Origin of the sequence: Pseudomonas sp. RIT411 (genome assembly GCF_003057735.2) — a bacterium.
Classification (GTDB): domain Bacteria; phylum Pseudomonadota; class Gammaproteobacteria; order Pseudomonadales; family Pseudomonadaceae; genus Chryseomonas; species Chryseomonas oryzihabitans.
Genome location: NZ_QBIZ02000001.1, coordinates 25050 through 41543, shown reverse-complemented (window position 1 = coordinate 41543; position 16494 = coordinate 25050). Strand labels below are relative to the sequence as shown.

The following is a 16494-nucleotide window of genomic DNA, read 5'->3' as shown; positions in this document are numbered from 1 at the left end:
TCATGACCGTGCTGACGCAACAGGACTGGGAGCAGCGTGCCCAGGCGTTGACCATCGAAGCCCGTGCCTTCATCGACGGCCGCTACCAGGCCGCCCAGGGCGGCGCGACCTTCGCCGACCTGAGTCCGGTGGATGGTCGCCCGCTGGCCCGGGTGGCCAGTTGCATGGCCGAGGATGCCGAGCTCGCCGTGCAGGCTGCGCGGGCGAGCTTCGCGCGAGGCGACTGGGCCCATCGGGCACCGGCGCAGCGCAAGCGGGTGCTGATCGCTTTCGCCGATCTCTTGCTGGCCCATGCCGAGGAGCTGGCCCTGCTGGAAACCCTGGACATGGGCAAGCCGATCAGCGATTCGCTCGCCATCGACGTGCCGGCGGCGGCCAATGCCATCCGCTGGAGCGCCGAGGCCATCGACAAGGTCTACGACGAGGTGGCGCCCACGCCGCGCGACCAGCTCGGTCTGGTGACCCGCGAACCGGTCGGGATGGTCGCGGCCATCGTGCCCTGGAACTTCCCGCTGATGATGGCCTGCTGGAAACTGGGGCCGGCGCTGGCCACCGGCAACTCGGTGATCCTCAAGCCGTCCGAGAAGTCGCCGCTGACCGCCATTCGCATCGCTGCCCTGGCGCTGGAGGCCGGCATCCCGGCGGGCGTGTTCAACGTGTTGCCCGGCTACGGCCACACCGTCGGCCAGGCGCTGGCGCTGCACCCGGACGTCGACACCCTGGTCTTCACCGGTTCCACCCGCATCGCCAAGCAGCTGCTAGTCTATGCCGGCGAGTCGAACATGAAGCGGGTCTGGCTGGAGGCGGGTGGCAAGAGCCCCAACATCGTCTTCGCCGACGCCCCGGACCTCAGGGCCGCGGCCGAGGCAGCCGCGGCAGCCATCGCCTTCAACCAGGGCGAGGTGTGCATCGCCGGCTCGCGGCTGCTGGTCGAGCGCTCGATCAAGGCGCATTTTCTGGCCCTGGTGGCGGAGGCGCTGCAGGCGTGGACGCCCGGCCATGCCCTGAATCCCGATACCCGCGTCGGCGCCCTGGTGGACGAGGGCCATCTGCGCACCGTGCTGGAGTTCATCGAGGCCGGCCGCGCCGAGGGGGCGCGACTGGTGAGCGGCGGCGAGCGGGCCCTGAGCGAAACCGGTGGCAGCTACGTCACGCCGACTATCTTCGAAGGCGTGGACAACGCCATGCGCATCGCTCGGGAAGAGATCTTCGGCCCGGTGCTGGCGGTGATCGACTTCGATGGCGAAGCGGAGGCCGTGCGCATCGCCAATGACACCCCCTATGGCCTGGCCGCCGCCGTCTGGACGAGCGACCTCTCCCGCGCTCATCGCGTGGCCCGCGCCTTGCGTGCGGGCAGTGTCTGGGTCAACCAGTATGATGGCGGCGACATGACGGCGCCCTTCGGCGGCTTCAAGCAGTCCGGCAACGGACGCGACAAGTCGCTGCACGCCTTCGACAAATACACCGAACTCAAGGCGACCTGGATCAAGCTCTGAACAGGCGCGGCGGCCCGGGCGTTCGCGCCGGAGCCGCAGGCAGAGGAATTTCACCATGCAACAACACGTCGGCAGTTACTACGCGGCTTCGCGCAACATCCACACCGAATACCCGGTGCTCCAGGGCAGTGTCGACAGCGACGTCTGCGTCATCGGCGCCGGTTACACCGGGCTTTCCACCGCGCTGTTCCTGCTGGAGCACGGCTTCAGCGTGACGGTGCTGGAAGCGGCGCGGGTCGGCTTCGGCGCCTCCGGGCGCAATGGCGGCCAGATCGTCAACAGCTACAGCCGCGACATCGATACCATCGAGCGCCAGCTGCCACCCAGGCAGGCGCAACTGCTGGGCGAGATGGCCTTCGAAGGTAACCGCATCATCCGCGAGCGCGTCGCCCGCTACGACATCCAGTGCGATCTCAAGGACGGTGGCGTCTTCGCCGCCCTGACCGGCAAGCAGCTCGGTCACCTGGAAGCCCAGCAGAAACTTTGGGAGCGCTACGGCCATACCCAGCTGCAGCTGCTCGACAAGGCCGGCATCGGCAAGGTGGTCGGCACCGATCGCTACCTGGGTGGCCTGCTGGACATGAGCGGCGGCCATATCCACCCGCTCAACCTGGCCCTGGGCGAGGCGGCGGCCGTGGCGTCCCTGGGCGGCAAGATCTACGAGCAGAGCGCGGCCACCCGCATCGACCGCGGTGCCAACCCCGTGGTGCACACCGCTCAGGGTCAGGTGAAGGCGCGCTTCGTGGTGGTCGCCGGCAACGCCTACCTGGGCGGGCTGGTGCCGGAACTGGCCGCCAAGTCCATGCCCTGCGGCACCCAGGTGCTCACCACCGAGCCGCTGTCCGAGGAGCTGGCGCGCAGCCTGCTGCCCCAGGACCATTGCGTCGAGGACTGCAACTACCTGCTCGACTACTTCCGCCTCAGCGCCGATCGCCGGCTGATCTACGGCGGGGGCGTGGTCTATGGCGCGCGGGATCCGGCGGACATCGAGGCCATCATCCGGCCGAAGATGCTGCAGACCTTTCCGCAACTCAAGGGCGTGAAGATCGATTTCACCTGGACCGGCAACTTCCTCCTGACGCTGTCGCGCCTGCCCCAGGTGGGCCGCCTCGGCGACAACATCTACTACTCCCAGGGCTGCAGCGGTCACGGCGTCACCTACACCCACCTGGCCGGCAAGGTACTGGCCGAGGCCCTGCGCGGCCAGGCCGAGCGCTTCGATGCCTTCGCCGGCCTGCCGCACTATCCCTTCCCGGGCGGGCAACTCCTGCGCGTGCCCTTCACCGCTCTGGGCGCGACCTACTACCAGTTGCGCGATCGCCTCGGTATCTGACCCTGTCCGCCCGCCGCGTACCGGCGGGCACTCTGGAGATAAGCCATGTCCCCTATGCCCCTGATCGGCGTGACGGCGTGCCGGCAGACGCTCGGCAAATACGATTCCCATACCGTCGGCGACAAGTACGTCGAGGCGGCGGGTCATGCCGGCGTGCCGGTGGTGCTGCCGGCGCGCAGCGTGCCGAGCGATCCGCAGGCGCTGCTGGCGCACCTTGACGGCCTGCTGTTCACCGGCTCGCCATCCAATGTCGAGCCCCATCACTACCAGGGACCGGCAAGTCTCGCCGGCACCCACCATGATGCCGCGCGCGACGCCTACACCCTGCCGCTGCTGCGCCTGGCCATCGACCGCGGCATTCCGGTGTTTTGCATCTGCCGCGGCTTTCAGGAGCTGAACGTGGCCCTGGGTGGCAGCCTGCACCAGCGCGTCCAGGAACTGCCTGGGCATGCCGATCACCGCGAGCCCCAGAGCGAGCTGCTCGCCGAGCAGTACGCGCCCACGCACCCGGTCACCGTGCCGCCTGGGGGGGTGTTCGAGCGCCTCGGCCTGCCGGCCAGCTTCCAGGTGAATTCGCTGCACAGCCAGGGTATCGCGCGCCTGGCGCCCGGGCTGCGCATCGAGGCCCAGGCGCCGGATGGGCTGGTGGAAGGGGTATCCCTGGCCAATGCTCCGGGCTTCGTCGTCGGGGTGCAGTGGCATCCCGAGTGGAATTTCCGCGACAACCCCGAATCCCTGGCGCTGCTGGACGCGTTCCGCTACGCCTGCCAGCGCCATGCGGCCGCGCGCTAGGCACCTTGCCGCACACGCCGCACTCTGAATAACAAGACCAACAGCAGGACAGAGACCTATGACTGAACAGCGCAGGGGCATGCCGACTGGCGGCTCGGACACCGCCGGGCCGGCCGCCCTGGCCGATCCGTCCGCCAAGGGCCTGGCCGCCGGCTCCCTCGGGCTGCTCGCCTGCGTGGTGCTGGGCATCTCCACCATCGCCCCCGTCTACACCCTGACCGGCGCCCTGGGCCCCACCGTGCGCGAGGTGGGCGTCTATCTGCCCGCGGTCTTCATCGTCGGCTTCCTGCCGATGCTGCTGGTGGCCCTGGGGTATCGCGAGCTGAACGCGGTTGATCCGGACAGCGGCACCTCCTTTACCTGGTCGACCCGCGCCTTCGGTCCCATGATCGGCTGGATCGGCGGCTGGGGCCTGGTCACGGCCACCACCATCGTGCTGTCCAACCTCGCCGGGGTGGCGGTGGACTTCTTCTACCTGTTCCTCGCCCAGCTGAGCGGCCGGGCCGAGTTGGCGGCGCTGTCGCAGCACCTGCTGGTGAACGTCGTCACCTGTTGCGTCTTCATCGCCATCGCGGTCTGGATCAGCTGTCGCGGCATCGGCCTGACCATGAGCGTCCAGTACGGTCTGGTGGCCCTGCAGCTGCTGGTACTGATCGGCTTTTCCCTGGCGGCCTTCAATGCCGCGCCCGAGGCGGCGCCGGTGGTCTTCCACCCGGAGTGGTTCAATCCCTTCAATGTCGAGTCCTTTTCCGCCTTCGCCGCGGGTCTGTCGCTGTCGATCTTCATCTTCTGGGGCTGGGATGTCTGCCTCACGGTGAGCGAGGAATCGGTGGGCAGCCAGAAGGTGCCGGGGCGGGCGGCCACGGTCACGGTGCTGCTGATCCTGCTGCTGTACCTCTTTACCGCGGCGGCGACCCTGCAGTTCGCTGGCATCAGCGAAGCCGGCCTGGGCCTGGGCAATCCGGAGATCCAGGAAAACGTCTTCGCCCACCTGGCCGGTCCGGTAATGGGGCCGCTGGCGATCCTGATGTCTATCGCAGTGCTCGCCAGTACCGCCGCCTCGCTGCAGTCCACCTTCATCTCCCCGGCACGCACCCTGCTGGCGATGGGGTACTACGGCGCGGTGTCGCGGCGTTTCGCCCACATCTGCCCGAGATCGCGCACGCCGCGCTATGCCACCATCGCCGCGGGCATCGCCACCGGCGGCTTCTATGTGGTCATGCGCACCCTGAGCGACAACGTCCTCGCGGACACCATCACCGCCCTGGGCATGATGATCTGCTTCTACTACTCGCTGACCGCCTACGCCTGCGTCTGGTACTTCCGCCGCAGCCTGTTCGACAACCTGCGCCATGCGCTGCTGCGTGGCCTCTGCCCGTTGCTGGGCGCCATCATCCTCTCGGTGATCTTCTGGCAGACCGCCATCGCCAGCCTCTCGCCGGACTTCGGCAGCGGCTCCCACCTCGGCGGCATCGGCCTGGTGTTCATCATCGCCGTGACGATCCTGGCACTGGGCCTGGTGCTGATGCTGTTCGCCCGCTGGCGCGCGCCGGCGTTCTTCCAGGGCGAGACCCTGGAGGCACAGCCGCACCAGGGCTGAAGAGGCGGGCAGGGCGCCCGCACCCCGGGGTCAGTGACCCATGACCGCTGAGCCGCTCGCCCGGGTGCCGGCGGGAAAGCCGTGGCGCCGGGCAGTGGCGGCGATGGCCAGGGCGCTAAGGGACAGCGCCACCACCGCCCAGCTCAGCGCCTGGGGGCCGATGCCGTCCAGCAACAGGCCGCCGAGGATGCCGCCCCCGGCGATGGCGCTGTTCCAGGTCACCACGTTCATCGCCAGAGCAGCATCGGCGCCACTCCCCGCGGTATCCGCCAGGGCGGTCTGCAGCAGGGTGGCCGCACCGCCAAAGGTCAGGCCCCAGCCAAAGACGCCCAGGTACTGCAGCGGCGCCGAGTCAGGGTTGAGCCCCAGCAGCAGCGCGATCGCGGCGAAGCCGAGGAGACTCAGCAGCACCGCCCGCCGCAGGCTGTGGTCGACGATCCGCCCGGTGATCCAGATCCCCGCCAGTGACGCCGCCCCGAAGGTCAGCAGCACCCGGTCGACCTGGTCGCCCAGCCCGGCCTGGGCGACGAAGGGGGCGATATAGGTGTAGAGCAGGTTGTGCGCCAGCATCCAGGTAAAGACCACGCCGAGGATGGCGCGAATGCCGGGCGTGGCGAACACCTGGCGCAGCGGCAGGCGCTGCCCCTCGGTCTGCCCCGGATAGTCGGGCACCTTGGCCAGCACCCAGACGATCAGGCCGAGGGTGAGGGCGGACATGCAGGCAAAGGCCAGCCGCCAGCCCAGCAGCCCGCCCAGCCAGGTCCCCAGGGGTACGCCCAGCGACAGGGCGACCGGCGTGCCGAGCATGGCGATGGCCATCGCCCGCCCTTGCAGGCGCGGCACTACCAGGCGCCGGGCATAGCCGGCCAGCAGACTCCAGGCGAGGCCGGCCGCGGCCCCGGCGGCGAAGCGGGCGACCAGGGTCAGCGGATAGCTGGAGGAGAGCGCGGTGAGGGTGTTGAACAGCAGAAAGCCCAGGATGGTCGCCAGCAGCACCCGGCGGCGCCGCCAGCGCGCCGTCGCCAGGGTGAGGGGAATGGCGGCAGTCAGCGAGCCGGCGGCATAGGCGGTCACCGTCTGCCCGGCCAGGGCATTGGAGACCTGGAGTCCCTGGGCGATCCCGGGGAGCAGGCCGGCGGGCAGGGTCTCGGTCATGATGCAGATGAAGCCGGTCATCGCCAGCGCCAGCAGCGCGGCCACTGGCAGGCGTTCAGGGTTGGGGGTCGCGGTCACGGCTAGGCTCCTTAGATATGTATCGATCGGTATATATCTAAGCAGCAGGTCCTCCGGCTGGTCAATGAATTCTGTATCGTCTAGTATAAAAATCGATTTTGACGAGGAGTACGGCTGTGGCTCAGGTGGGGCGTCCGCGGTCCTTCGACCGCACCCAGGCAATCGATGACGCGATGCTGCTGTTCTGGCGCTATGGCTATGAGGCGACCTCCCTGAGTCGGCTCAAGGCGGCGATCGGCGGCGGCATCACCGCGCCCAGCTTCTATGCGGCCTTTGGTTCGAAGGAGGCGCTGTTCAAGGAGGTAGTCGCCCGCTACATGGAGACCCATGGCCGGGTGAACGATCCGCTGTTCGACGAGACCCTGGCCCCGCGGGAGGCGATTGCCTCGGCCCTGTCTCGCTCGGCGCGGATGCAGTGCGACGAGCGCCTGCCCAAGGGCTGCCTGGTGGCGCTCGGCACCCTGGGCTCCTATGCGGATGAAGACTCCAGCATTCCGCTGCCCCTGCGCGAGGCCCGTGCCCGGATCCGCGCCGGTCTGCTGGCCTGCGTCAGGCGCGGTATCGACCGTGGCGATCTCGCGGCGGGCACCGAAGCGCCTGTCCTGGCGACGCTGTTCGAAGGCTTGCTGCTGGGCATTTCACCCATGGCGCGGGATGGCGTGGCGTTGCCCGTGATCGAGGGCGCCATCACCCTGGCGCTGACGCTCTGGGACGCTCATCGGCCGTGATCGCACGGGGGTGGCGTCAGGGCGCCTGCCGTTCTGCGCTGGGCATGGCGGGCGAGGGGGCTGCCAGGGCTATGCGGTCGATGACGTCCTGGTAGGGGACGAGATCGAGAAAGGCCTCGACCTGGGTCGCCCGTGCCCCGTTCATCCTGAAGATCCACACGTATTCGTTGCGATAGGGCGCGCCATCGCGCGCGGTGGCCGTGCCCATCCAGCGCACCACGACCTGATCCTCGCGTGCCCAGATGCCCTCGACCCGGGGCACGATGGGCGTGGCCAGGCGCTGCGCGAAGGGGCGTACGGCGCGTTGCAGAAAATCCTCGCGGCCATGGTAGGTGCCCGCTGCCGGACCGCTGCCCCGGATGGTCCAGACCACCGTGGGCGAGAGCAGGTCGTCGAACAGACTGCCGCGGCCCGCGCTCCAGTTCGCGAAGGCCCGTTCGACCAGGCGTTGGTTGCGTTCAGCGGTGGATTCGGCGGCTGCGCCGCCGCTCCAGAGAACACTCAAAAGGGCGAGCGCCAGCAGCGCGCTTCCGGTCAGACGTTTGGCTGGATTCATGGCGGTAGCCTCGTGCAGGACGGAGTGGAGGTGGGCAGCGGCGCCGGCAAACGGCACCTGCCTGGAACCCACCTTAGGCCGCTGACGGCGTCCGCATAACCGGCCCGGGGCTGGACACTCCGGTTAGCGCGCCTTGACGCCAGGGTCACCCTCCGATTCCGGCCGTCGGGTGAAGCCTGGCGGCCAGCGTCCACGCCTTCTGTCTCAACCCACCAACGGCGGCGTCCGCGGCGGTATCTGGCGCTTGGAGCCGGTCGCCTCATAGGCGGCGGCCAGGCGCAGCAGGTTGGCGTCGTCATAGGCGCGACCGGCGAAGGTCAGGCCCACCGGCATGCCGATGTCGGCCATCACGCCCATGGGCACGGTCACGGTCGGCACGCCCAGGTGGCGGATGGCGAGGTTGCCGTTGGCGACCCAGACGCCGTTGCTCCAGGCGATGTCGGCCGAAGCGGGATTGATCTCGGCATCCGCCGGGGCCACGTCGGCCACGGTGGGAAAGAGCACCGCGTCCAGGCCCTGGGCCTCGAGCCAGTCTTCCAGATCCAGTTTGCGCGTCCGTTCCAGGCCGCGCAGGCCGTCGGGGAGGGTGGTGATCTGCTCCAGGGTCTTGAGCCCCCGCTCGGCCATGCGCACGTATTCGGCCATGCCGGCGGCCAGGTCGCCTTCCCGATTGGGCAGGGTGCCGGGCTCGTGGGGAAAGATCAGCTCGCCGTCGACGTCCACCAGGCGATTGAGCCTGGGATCGTTGTTGTCGCGCAGGAAGGTGTCGAAGCCCCAGGCGGACAGGTCCCAGAGTTCGTCATGGAGAAATTCCCGGGAGACGATGCCGCGGTTGAACACCGTGGGTGCGCCGGGGCGGTCGCCTTCGCAATTGGAGACCAGCGGGAAGTCCACCTCGATCACGCTGGCGCCGGCGGCTTCCAGCGCCGCGCGGGCCTGTTCCCAGAGGGCGATCACCGAGTCGCGGGTCTGGATGCGCTGGCCGGTGGGACCGCCGATGCCGGGATTCTCGCTGGTTCCGGCGTCCGGATCCTGGTTGATGAACATGCGCGGCACGCCCAGGCGCTTGCCGGCCAGAGCATTGGGACCGGTGGCCAGGGCCGGGTAGGACGCTGGACGTACCGTCGAGGCCAGCGGCAGCGGCACCCAGGGTTGCAGGCGCCAGAGGTCGCCGGAGGTATCGGGATCGTCGGCCACCACCACGTCGAGCACTTCCAGCAGATCGGCCATGGTGCGGGTATAGGGCACCACCACGTCCATGGTCGGCGTCAGGGGCCAGTTGCCGCGCACCGAGATGATTCCGCGCGAGGGGGTGTAGGCGCACAGGCCATTGTTGGACGCCGGGCCGCGGCCGCTGGACCAGGTTTCCTCCGCCAGACCGAAGGCGGCGAAGCTGGCTGCGGTGGCGGTGCCGGCGCCATTGGAAGAGCCGGAGGCGAAGGGCGCGGTCAGGTAGCCGGCGTTGTAGGGGCTTTCGGCGCGGCCATAGACGCCGCGCTGCATGCCGCCGTTGGCCATGGGCGGCATGTTGGTCTTGCCCAGGCAGATGGCGCCGGCGGCGCGCAGCCGCTCGACGGTGAAGGCGTCGCGCTGGGCGACCAGGTCCTTGAAGGCCGGGCTGCCGGAGGCGGCGGTGAGGCCCTTGACCAGGTAGCTGTCCTTGGCCGTGTAGGGGATGCCGTCCAGCGGCCCGAGGGTCTCACCGCGGGCGCGCCGGCGATCGGACGCAGCGGCTTCGGCCAGGGCCTCGGGATTGCGCACCACCACGGCATTGAGCGCGGTGGCGCTGCTGGGTGGATCGTAGGCGTCGATCCGGGCCAGGTAGGCCTCGACCAGTTGCACCGCAGTGGTCTGGCCGGTTTCGAGTGCGCGACGCAACTCGGCGATGGAGCGTTCGGTAACTTCGATCATGGTGGGTCGCCGTTGAGGATTCCACGGTACGGGAGAGGCGGCTGCCAGAGATCCCGGGAGAAAAAAGCACCGCTGCAGTGTACACCCGAAGCCCACCGCCTTTTGATTGCGTCCGCGCATGGAAGCCTTGCCGGACCGCCCATGCAGGTTGAGCTGTCGACCTCTATGCTTGGCGTTAACTCAACCCGTTGGCCACGCCGGGAGGCGATCCCGTGGCCGGAGTCGATCATGCTGAAATGGCTGAGCAACGAGCGCAGGGTGCTGCGCTTTTCCATTGCCGTCACGGTGCTGCTGGCGGCCGTGGGTATCGCCTTCGGGGTGCTGTCCGGTTCCTATGCCATCGTCTTCGACGGCTTCTATTCGCTGACCGACGCCTTCATGAGCGGCGTGGCGCTGCTGGTGGCCATGCTGATCCACCGGCATGCGCAGGAACCGGAGGGCGATCGGCGGTTGGCCGAGCGCTTCAACATGGGTTTCTGGCACCTCGAACCCATGGTCCTGGCGCTCAACGGCAGCGTGCTGTGCATCGTGGCCTGTTACGCGCTGGTCAACTCGATCATCAGCCTGATGAGTGGCGGCAAGGCACTGGCATTCGGCATGGCGCTGCTCTATGCGCTGGTCGCGGCCTTGAGTTGCTTTGGATTCGCCGCCCTGGTGCACCGGTTGAACCGCGACATCCAGTCGGACTTCCTCAGGCTCGACATCAAGAGCTGGATCATGTCGGGCAGCATCTCGGCTGCCCTGGTGGTGGCCTTCCTGATCGGCGCGCTGGCCCAGGGCACGGTCTATGCCTGGATCACGCCCTACATCGATCCCCTGGTGCTGTCGATCATCTGCGTGCTGATCATCCCCATACCGCTCAGGCTGGTCTGGCAGGCCGTCAGGGAGATCCTCATGGTGACCCCGCCGGAGCTCAAGCGGCAGGTCGATGAAGTCGCCCGGGGCATGGTCACGCGCTTCGGCTTTCTCGACTATCGCGCCTATGTGGCCAAGGTCGGCCGGGCGCGGCAGATCGAGCTGTACTTCATCGTGCCCCTGGGGTGGCCGGCCAAGACCCTGGACGAATGGGACGCCATCCGCGACCAGATCGGCGAGGCCATCGGCGGCGAGGGGCCGGACCGCTGGCTGACCATCGCCTTCACCACCGATCCGGCCTGGTCGCGCTAGCGCTGCACTACTGGCGCGCCGTGCAGAGGCGTTCGACGTCCGCGGCCAGCTGCTGGAGGATGACGCGGTCCTCGGCCTGGCCAAGGGTGGCCTCGGCGCGGGCCAGCGCCAGGCGCGAATGGCGCAGGCACTCGCGCCTGATCCGGGCATCGCCCTGGACCGCCAGGCGCGCCAGGGCTTTCTGCAGCCGCATGCCCACTTCCACCAGCGGCGCCGCATCGCGACCCACCGGCAGGAAGAAGTCGTCGAACAGGTCATCCAGCGACAGCTCCGGCACCTCGATCCGCGGATAGCGGGGCTCGACCGCATCCCGCGGTTCGGTGAGCGCCGTCAGCAGCCGTTGCGCGCGACCGAGGATGGCGATGGCGGTGCCCGAGTCGCTGCGCGAGGGCACCAGCGCCCCGGTGGCGATCTCGCCGAGCACCGTCAGGCCGAAGCGCGGATCCTGGTCGTGTACCCGCCGGGCATCCAGGGTGAAGGCGGTGCGCAGACGCTGGTCCTTTTCCGGTGGCAGGCCCTCGACCCAGAGCAGCGGCTGCGCCGGATCGAGAAAGGCGCCGGGCAGGGCGGCCAGGCGCAGGCGACCCTGGTCACCGCAGAGGTCGGCCAGCAGTGGCATGTCCACCCGTTGCAGATAGCCGGTGCGATCGGCCATGACCGGGCGGCCGCTGGCGGGCTCATCGACGGGCGCCGCCACCCCGCCCAGGTAGGGCTGGGCCAGCCAGCGCTGCAGACTGTGTCTGGCGGCGTCCTCGATGCTGTCGCTGGTGGCATCCAGTTGGCCCAGTCGCGAGAGATGGTCGATCCAGCGCAGCAGGGTAAAGACGATCAGCAGGATCACCACCAGGGTCACGGCGAAGAGCACCACCCGGCCGTTGTCGCCGTAGAGCCCGGTGCTCAGGGCGATGATGCCGACCAGGCTGAACAGGAAGGAGCCGAGAAAGGTGGCCAGGGCGTTCTGGGTGGTGCTGTCTTCCAGGAGCAGCGGATAGGCACGGGGCGTCACGCTGCTGGCGGCGGCGTTGTAGGCCGTCACCATGGTGCTGAGGGAAAAGGTGGTCACCGCCAGCATGCTGCTGGCGATGATGGTGAGGATCTTGTCGACCGCATCGGCGCCGACCTTGGCCGGCAGCGAGGTCGGGATATGGTCGCGCAGGAGCAGGGCGAGGAGGGCGGTCGCCACCCCGGCGACCGAGAACAGGGTGGCGCGAAACCACAGGCGTCGCTGCAGTCCGCGCAGGACCCAGCCCAGGCGGGCCAGCACCGCGCGTCAGCCCATGGCCGGCGGTACGGGGGTGGCGCTCAGCTGGGCGAGACGCTGGTCGGCCTGCTGCTGGAGCTTGTCGCGCATCTGCCGGGCGGCTTCGCGGGCGTCGCCGGATTTCAGGCCATTGCGGTCGGCGTCCACGGTGGTGAGCACCGCGCCTAGGGCACCATGGACCAGGCGGCCACCGGCCAGGGTGTCGCTGCGCAGCGGCTCGACGGTGAGCGGCGTGGCCGTGACGGCCAGGTCCAGGGCCTCCAGGCATAGCTGGGCGGTGGCGATGGGGATCTGCACGGCATTGGCCGCGGCCAGATTGAGCGCCTGCTGGCGGCGTTCGCCCTCGGCACTGGCGCCGCTGGCCTGGCGATCGGCTTCCAGGTAGTTGGCGAAAGCCTGCACATCGGCATCGGCACAGGTGCTCAGGGCTTCCTGCAGGCGCTCGCCGACGGTGATCAGGTCGGCGTGGCGGGTCACCGGTTGGCGCTGCTGGCTGAGCTTGAGGCCCTTGAGGATCAGGGCGACACCCAGGCAGGCCGCCACGGTAGCCGCCGCGCCACTGCCCGGGGTGGGCAGGGTGGAGCCGGTGCCGTCGCGGAACTGGGCGAGGGTCTGCTGCCAGAGAGTAGAGGTTTCGTTCATGCCAACCGCCTGCAAGCAAAGGGTAAGGGATTCGGTCACGACCGAACGCTGTTTGGATCGTGCGAAACGGCTGAGGTTCGCAAGCTAAGTGCAATAAGCGACAGGCTTTATTTCGATTTACGTCGTACCTCGGCCGGCGTTCGGTTAAGGTAATCCTGAAACAATAAGTTACAAGGAGTCACCTGTGGATCCTGCTGCGCTCGCCTGGATCGCCCACGACACCCGGCTGATCTCTTGCTGCCTGGCCGCCATCCTGGCCATCGTCCTGCTCATCGGTGTCACCCGTCTGCCCCCCTTCCTGTCCATTCTCATCGGCACCTTCATAGCCGGGCTGGGCGCCGGCTTGCCGGCCGAAGCCGTGGCCAAAGCCTTCAGCAAGGGCGCCGGTGGCATCCTCGGCGAGGCCGGCATCATCATTGCGCTGGGCTCCATGCTCGGCGCGCTGATGGCCGAGTCCGGCGCCGCCGACCGCATCGCCAGTACCCTGCTGGGGCTGGGCAAGGGCCGCAGCCTGCCGTGGGTGATGGCGCTGGTGGCCATGGTCATCGGCCTGCCGCTGTTCTTCGAAGTGGGCCTGGTGCTGATGGTGCCCATCATCTTCGTCATGGCGCAGCGCTCCGGGCAGCCGCTGCTGCGCATCGCCATTCCGGCGCTGGCGGGCATGACCACCCTGCATGCTCTGCTGCCGCCGCATCCTGGTCCGCTCATTGCGGTCGGGGCGCTGCACGCGGACCTCGGTCTGACCATGCTCCTGGGGCTGGCGATCGCCATCCCGGCGGTGATCCTGGCCGGGCCGCTGTACGGCGGCTGGCTGTCGCGGCGCATGACCATCCAGCCGCCGGCGGAGCTGGGCGAGCTGTTCAGCGCCCGCGACCAGCACGCCCGCCAGCCGGGTTTCGGCCTGTCGCTCCTGGTGATCCTGCTGCCGGTGCTGCTGATGCTGGGCAGCACCTTCGCCAAGGTCGCCCTGGATCCCCGTAGCGGTCTGGCGGAGGGGCTGAAGTTTCTCGGTGAACCCTTGATCGCCCTGGGTCTCGCCGTGCTGGCGGCCACGGTGCTGCTCGGCTGGGGCAGCGGCATGCCGCGCGAGCGCGTCGGCGGCGTGCTGCGCAAGAGCCTGGCGCCCATTGCCGCGCTCCTGCTCACCATCGGCGCCGGTGGCGGCCTCAAGCAGACACTGCTCGACGCCGGCGTCAGCCATACCGTGGCCAAGGTGGCCGAAGGCGCCCATCTGCCCTACATCCTGCTGGCCTGGCTGATCGCCGTGGCGCTGCGCCAGGCGACCGGTTCGGCGACGGTGGCCACCACCACCACGGCCGGGATCCTCGCGCCAGTAGTGGCCGGGCTGGCCGGTCCCCAGGCTTCGCTGATCGCCCTGGCCATCGGCGCCGGCTCGGTGTTCTTCTGCCACGTCAACGACGCCGGCTTCTGGATGGTGCGCGAATACTTCGGCCTGGAGCTCAAGCAGACGCTGTGGGTCTGGTCGGTGCTGCAGACGCTGGTTTCCGTCACCGGCCTCGCGGGTACGCTATTGTTGTCGCTCTGGCTCTAGCTGAGAGGTGCCCATGGAGACCGCTCCCACCCTGAACCGCCCGCGCCGCCGCGATCTGTTCCTGGGCTTCTTCGGCCTGGGTATCACGGCCTTCGGCGGGGTGTTGCCGCTGGCGCGGCGCTACCTGGTGGAGAAGCGGCGCTGGCTGTCGGCGGAGGAATTCACCGAGTTGCTCGGTCTCTGCCAGTTCCTGCCGGGTGGCAACATCATCAATCTCTCGGTGGCCGTGGGCATGAGATTCGCCGGCTGGAGCGGCGCCCTGGCCGCTGCCGCCGGACTGCTGGTGGGGCCGACCCTGGTGGTGGTCGGCCTGGGCGTGCTCTATGACCGCTACCACGACGATCCGCTGGTGGGGCGCGCCTTCGCCGGACTCGCCGCCGCGGCGGCCGGGCTGCTGGTGGCCATGGCCGTCAAGCTGGTCCAGCCCCTGCGCGGTCGCTGGCTGGCCCTGGGCATCGCCTGCCTGGCCTTTCTCGCCCTGGCGCTGCTCAAGCTGCCGCTGCTCTGGACCATGCTGGTGCTCACCCCCATCAGCGTGCTGCTCAGCTATCGGCAGGGCCTATGAGCACGACCCTGCTGGCCCTGGCGCTGATCTTCACCCAGCTTTCGCTGCTGGCCTTTGGCGGCGGTAACTCGGTGCTGCCGGAGATGCAGCGCCAGGTGGTGACGGTGCACGGCTGGATGAGCGCCGCCGACTTCGCCGCCCTGTTCGCCCTGGCCCAGGCCGCGCCCGGTCCCAATCTGATGATCGTGCCGCTGATCGGCTGGCACGTGGCCGGCTGGCCCGGGCTGCTGGTGACCTCCCTGGCCAAGTTCGTGCCGTCCTCGCTGCTGACCCTTGGCGTGCTACACCTCTGGCAGCGCTTCGCCGATCGCCCCTGGCGGCGGCATCTGCAGGCCGGGCTGGTGCCGGTCACCGTCGGCCTGGTGGCGGCCAGCGCCTGGCTGGTGGGCAGCAGCGTGGCCACCGCGCCGCTGTGGGTGCTGATCCTGGCCGCAGGCGCCCTGGGCTCGCTGTTCACCCGCTGGCATCCGCTGTGGCTGCTGGCCGGCGGCGCCCTGGTCGGGGTGCTGTTCGGACCCTGAACCGCGAGGGGCCCCAGGCACTGCCGGACGCGGATAGCGTCGAAGTCCTTACCTCAATCGAGAACACCGCTGTGATCACCCGTCCCCAGAATCCCTCGCTGCGCGAGCTGCTGTTCACCGTGCGCGGCTCCATCGTCCAGGCGATTTGGCCCAAGCTGCTCTATGTGGTGGCGCTGAGCCTGGCGGTGACCCTGAGCCATGACGTCTTCCTGCGCTTCGACTTCGGCCTGACCACCACGCCGCTGACCCTCTGGGGTCTGACCCTGGCGATCTTTCTCGGCTTTCGCAACACCACCGCCTACCAACGCTTCTGGGAGGCGCGCGGTCTGTGGGGCGAATTGCTGATCGCCGGGCGCAACCTGGCGCGCCAGGTCGAGACCCTGCTGCCGGGGCTGAGCTCGAACGAGCGCCGCCAACTGCTGACTCCGCTGCTGGCCTTCGGTTATGCCCTGCGTGACCACCTGCGTCGTGAAGCGCCGTCGGCCGATCTGCAGCACGTGTTGGTGGGAGAGGATGCTTTGCTCGCGGCACCGCACCGACCTAGCGCGCTGATCCGCCGGCTGGGCACCCGGCTGGTCGCCAGGGCCCGCGAAGAAGGCCTCGGCGATCCGCTGATCGCCAACCTCGACCACCAGCTGGACCGGCTGACCGCGGTGCTCAGCGGCTGCGAGCGCATCCGCCAGACGCCCATTCCCTATCCCTACATCCTGATGCTGCACCGGGTGGTGCACGTCTATTGCTTCCTGCTGCCGTTCTGCCTGGTGGACAGCCTGGGCTGGTTCACGCCCCTGGCGGTGCTGGTGCTGGCCTACACCTTCTTCGGCCTGGACGCCCTGGGCGACCAGATCGCCGACCCCTTCGGCACCCAGCCCAACCACCTGCCACTGGACGCCCTCAGCCGCGGCCTGGAGATCGCCGTGCTGGACCTGCTGGGCGAGCCTACGCCCGAGCCGATCCGGGCGGAGGCGGGGTTGTTGCGGTGAGGGCAGGGCGGATAGCCCCCTATCCCCGTGGGAGAGGGCTGGAGTGAGGGCACGCCTCACCGCGGACACTGGGCACGACAGTGCGCCCACGGTGATAGCCCGATGACCGATTGGCAGCTACCGGTTCCGCAAGCGCCGAACGCCTGCACGAATA

Annotated in this window: 15 protein-coding genes; 10 read left to right on the top strand and 5 right to left on the bottom strand. The window is 68.9% G+C overall.

The features are described from left to right. Positions 1-2: 2 nt before the first annotated feature. The 4 genes from DBY63_RS00190 to DBY63_RS00175 all read left to right on the top strand — a co-directional run bounded on the left by DBY63_RS00190 (position 3) and on the right by DBY63_RS00175 (position 5221). Positions 3-1496 (top strand): aldehyde dehydrogenase, encoded by a 1494-nt coding sequence (locus DBY63_RS00190; RefSeq protein ID WP_108580983.1) that lies wholly within the window; start codon positions 3-5, stop codon positions 1494-1496. A 55-nt stretch (positions 1497-1551) separates the two neighbouring features. Continuing rightward, complete coding sequence (locus DBY63_RS00185) at positions 1552-2829, top strand: FAD-binding oxidoreductase (RefSeq protein ID WP_108580982.1); 1278 nt, start codon at positions 1552-1554, stop codon at positions 2827-2829. A 45-nt stretch (positions 2830-2874) separates the two neighbouring features. After that, positions 2875-3621: a gamma-glutamyl-gamma-aminobutyrate hydrolase family protein gene (locus tag DBY63_RS00180; protein ID WP_108580981.1), complete on the top strand. Its 747-nt coding sequence runs from the start codon at positions 2875-2877 to the stop codon at positions 3619-3621. A 79-nt stretch (positions 3622-3700) separates the two neighbouring features. Next, entirely contained in the window at positions 3701-5221 is a 1521-nt protein-coding gene (locus DBY63_RS00175; RefSeq protein WP_256594338.1) for an APC family permease, read from the top strand. A gap of 30 nt (positions 5222-5251) precedes the next feature. Here DBY63_RS00175 and DBY63_RS00170 read toward each other — a convergent pair whose 3' ends face one another. Beyond that, a complete protein-coding gene (locus DBY63_RS00170; protein ID WP_177411420.1) occupies positions 5252-6397 on the bottom strand; it encodes an MFS transporter in 1146 nt (381 codons plus the stop codon). 173 nt (positions 6398-6570) lie between these two features. Here DBY63_RS00170 and DBY63_RS00165 point away from each other — a divergent pair, with 173 nt between their 5' ends. Next, on the top strand, positions 6571-7182 hold the full coding sequence (locus DBY63_RS00165) for a TetR/AcrR family transcriptional regulator (RefSeq protein ID WP_108580978.1): 612 nt from the start codon (positions 6571-6573) through the stop codon (positions 7180-7182). Positions 7183-7198: 16 nt separating this feature from the next. Here DBY63_RS00165 and DBY63_RS00160 read toward each other — a convergent pair whose 3' ends face one another. Then, positions 7199-7738: a nuclear transport factor 2 family protein gene (locus tag DBY63_RS00160; protein ID WP_108580977.1), complete on the bottom strand. Its 540-nt coding sequence runs from the start codon at positions 7736-7738 to the stop codon at positions 7199-7201. A gap of 204 nt (positions 7739-7942) precedes the next feature. Further along, positions 7943-9649: an amidase gene (locus tag DBY63_RS00155; RefSeq protein ID WP_108580976.1), complete on the bottom strand. Its 1707-nt coding sequence runs from the start codon at positions 9647-9649 to the stop codon at positions 7943-7945. Between the two features lie 228 nt (positions 9650-9877). On the opposite strand from DBY63_RS00155, the gene DBY63_RS00150 reads away from it, so the two are divergent. Then, positions 9878-10816 (top strand): cation transporter, encoded by a 939-nt coding sequence (locus tag DBY63_RS00150; protein ID WP_044342573.1) that lies wholly within the window; start codon positions 9878-9880, stop codon positions 10814-10816. Positions 10817-10823: 7 nt separating this feature from the next. On the opposite strand, the gene DBY63_RS00145 is transcribed toward DBY63_RS00150, so the two are convergent. Beyond that, entirely contained in the window at positions 10824-12080 is a 1257-nt protein-coding gene (locus DBY63_RS00145) for a DUF2254 domain-containing protein (RefSeq protein WP_108580975.1), read from the bottom strand. Positions 12081-12086: 6 nt separating this feature from the next. Further along, on the bottom strand, positions 12087-12719 hold the full coding sequence (locus tag DBY63_RS00140) for a cyclodeaminase/cyclohydrolase family protein (protein WP_027599677.1): 633 nt from the start codon (positions 12717-12719) through the stop codon (positions 12087-12089). A 184-nt stretch (positions 12720-12903) separates the two neighbouring features. Here DBY63_RS00140 and DBY63_RS00135 point away from each other — a divergent pair, with 184 nt between their 5' ends. From DBY63_RS00135 to DBY63_RS00120, 4 genes are all read left to right on the top strand, one after another. Further along, positions 12904-14271 (top strand): gluconate:H+ symporter, encoded by a 1368-nt coding sequence (locus DBY63_RS00135; protein WP_108580974.1) that lies wholly within the window; start codon positions 12904-12906, stop codon positions 14269-14271. A 13-nt stretch (positions 14272-14284) separates the two neighbouring features. Then, on the top strand, positions 14285-14836 hold the full coding sequence (locus DBY63_RS00130) for a chromate transporter (protein ID WP_027602041.1): 552 nt from the start codon (positions 14285-14287) through the stop codon (positions 14834-14836). After that, the gene (locus DBY63_RS00125; RefSeq protein WP_007158686.1) at positions 14833-15357 is read left to right on the top strand and encodes a chromate transporter; all 525 of its coding nucleotides are present in this window, start codon (positions 14833-14835) and stop codon (positions 15355-15357) included. Before DBY63_RS00130 ends, DBY63_RS00125 begins: the two co-directional genes overlap by 4 nt. Before the next feature lie 71 nt (positions 15358-15428). Then, a complete protein-coding gene (locus tag DBY63_RS00120; protein ID WP_074582849.1) occupies positions 15429-16340 on the top strand; it encodes a bestrophin family ion channel in 912 nt (303 codons plus the stop codon). The last annotated feature ends 154 nt before the right edge of the window (positions 16341-16494 follow it).

Coding starts and splice junctions, on each gene's coding strand:
- DBY63_RS00190 (WP_108580983.1), top strand. CDS start 3: ATGACCGTGCTGACGCAACAGGACTGGGAGCAGCGTGCCCAGGCGTTG.
- DBY63_RS00185 (WP_108580982.1), top strand. CDS start 1,552: ATGCAACAACACGTCGGCAGTTACTACGCGGCTTCGCGCAACATCCAC.
- DBY63_RS00180 (WP_108580981.1), top strand. CDS start 2,875: ATGTCCCCTATGCCCCTGATCGGCGTGACGGCGTGCCGGCAGACGCTC.
- DBY63_RS00175 (WP_256594338.1), top strand. CDS start 3,701: ATGCCGACTGGCGGCTCGGACACCGCCGGGCCGGCCGCCCTGGCCGAT.
- DBY63_RS00170 (WP_177411420.1), bottom strand. CDS start 6,397: ATGACCGGCTTCATCTGCATCATGACCGAGACCCTGCCCGCCGGCCTG.
- DBY63_RS00160 (WP_108580977.1), bottom strand. CDS start 7,738: ATGAATCCAGCCAAACGTCTGACCGGAAGCGCGCTGCTGGCGCTCGCC.
- DBY63_RS00155 (WP_108580976.1), bottom strand. CDS start 9,649: ATGATCGAAGTTACCGAACGCTCCATCGCCGAGTTGCGTCGCGCACTC.
- DBY63_RS00150 (WP_044342573.1), top strand. CDS start 9,878: ATGCTGAAATGGCTGAGCAACGAGCGCAGGGTGCTGCGCTTTTCCATT.
- DBY63_RS00140 (WP_027599677.1), bottom strand. CDS start 12,719: ATGAACGAAACCTCTACTCTCTGGCAGCAGACCCTCGCCCAGTTCCGC.
- DBY63_RS00130 (WP_027602041.1), top strand. CDS start 14,285: ATGGAGACCGCTCCCACCCTGAACCGCCCGCGCCGCCGCGATCTGTTC.
- DBY63_RS00125 (WP_007158686.1), top strand. CDS start 14,833: ATGAGCACGACCCTGCTGGCCCTGGCGCTGATCTTCACCCAGCTTTCG.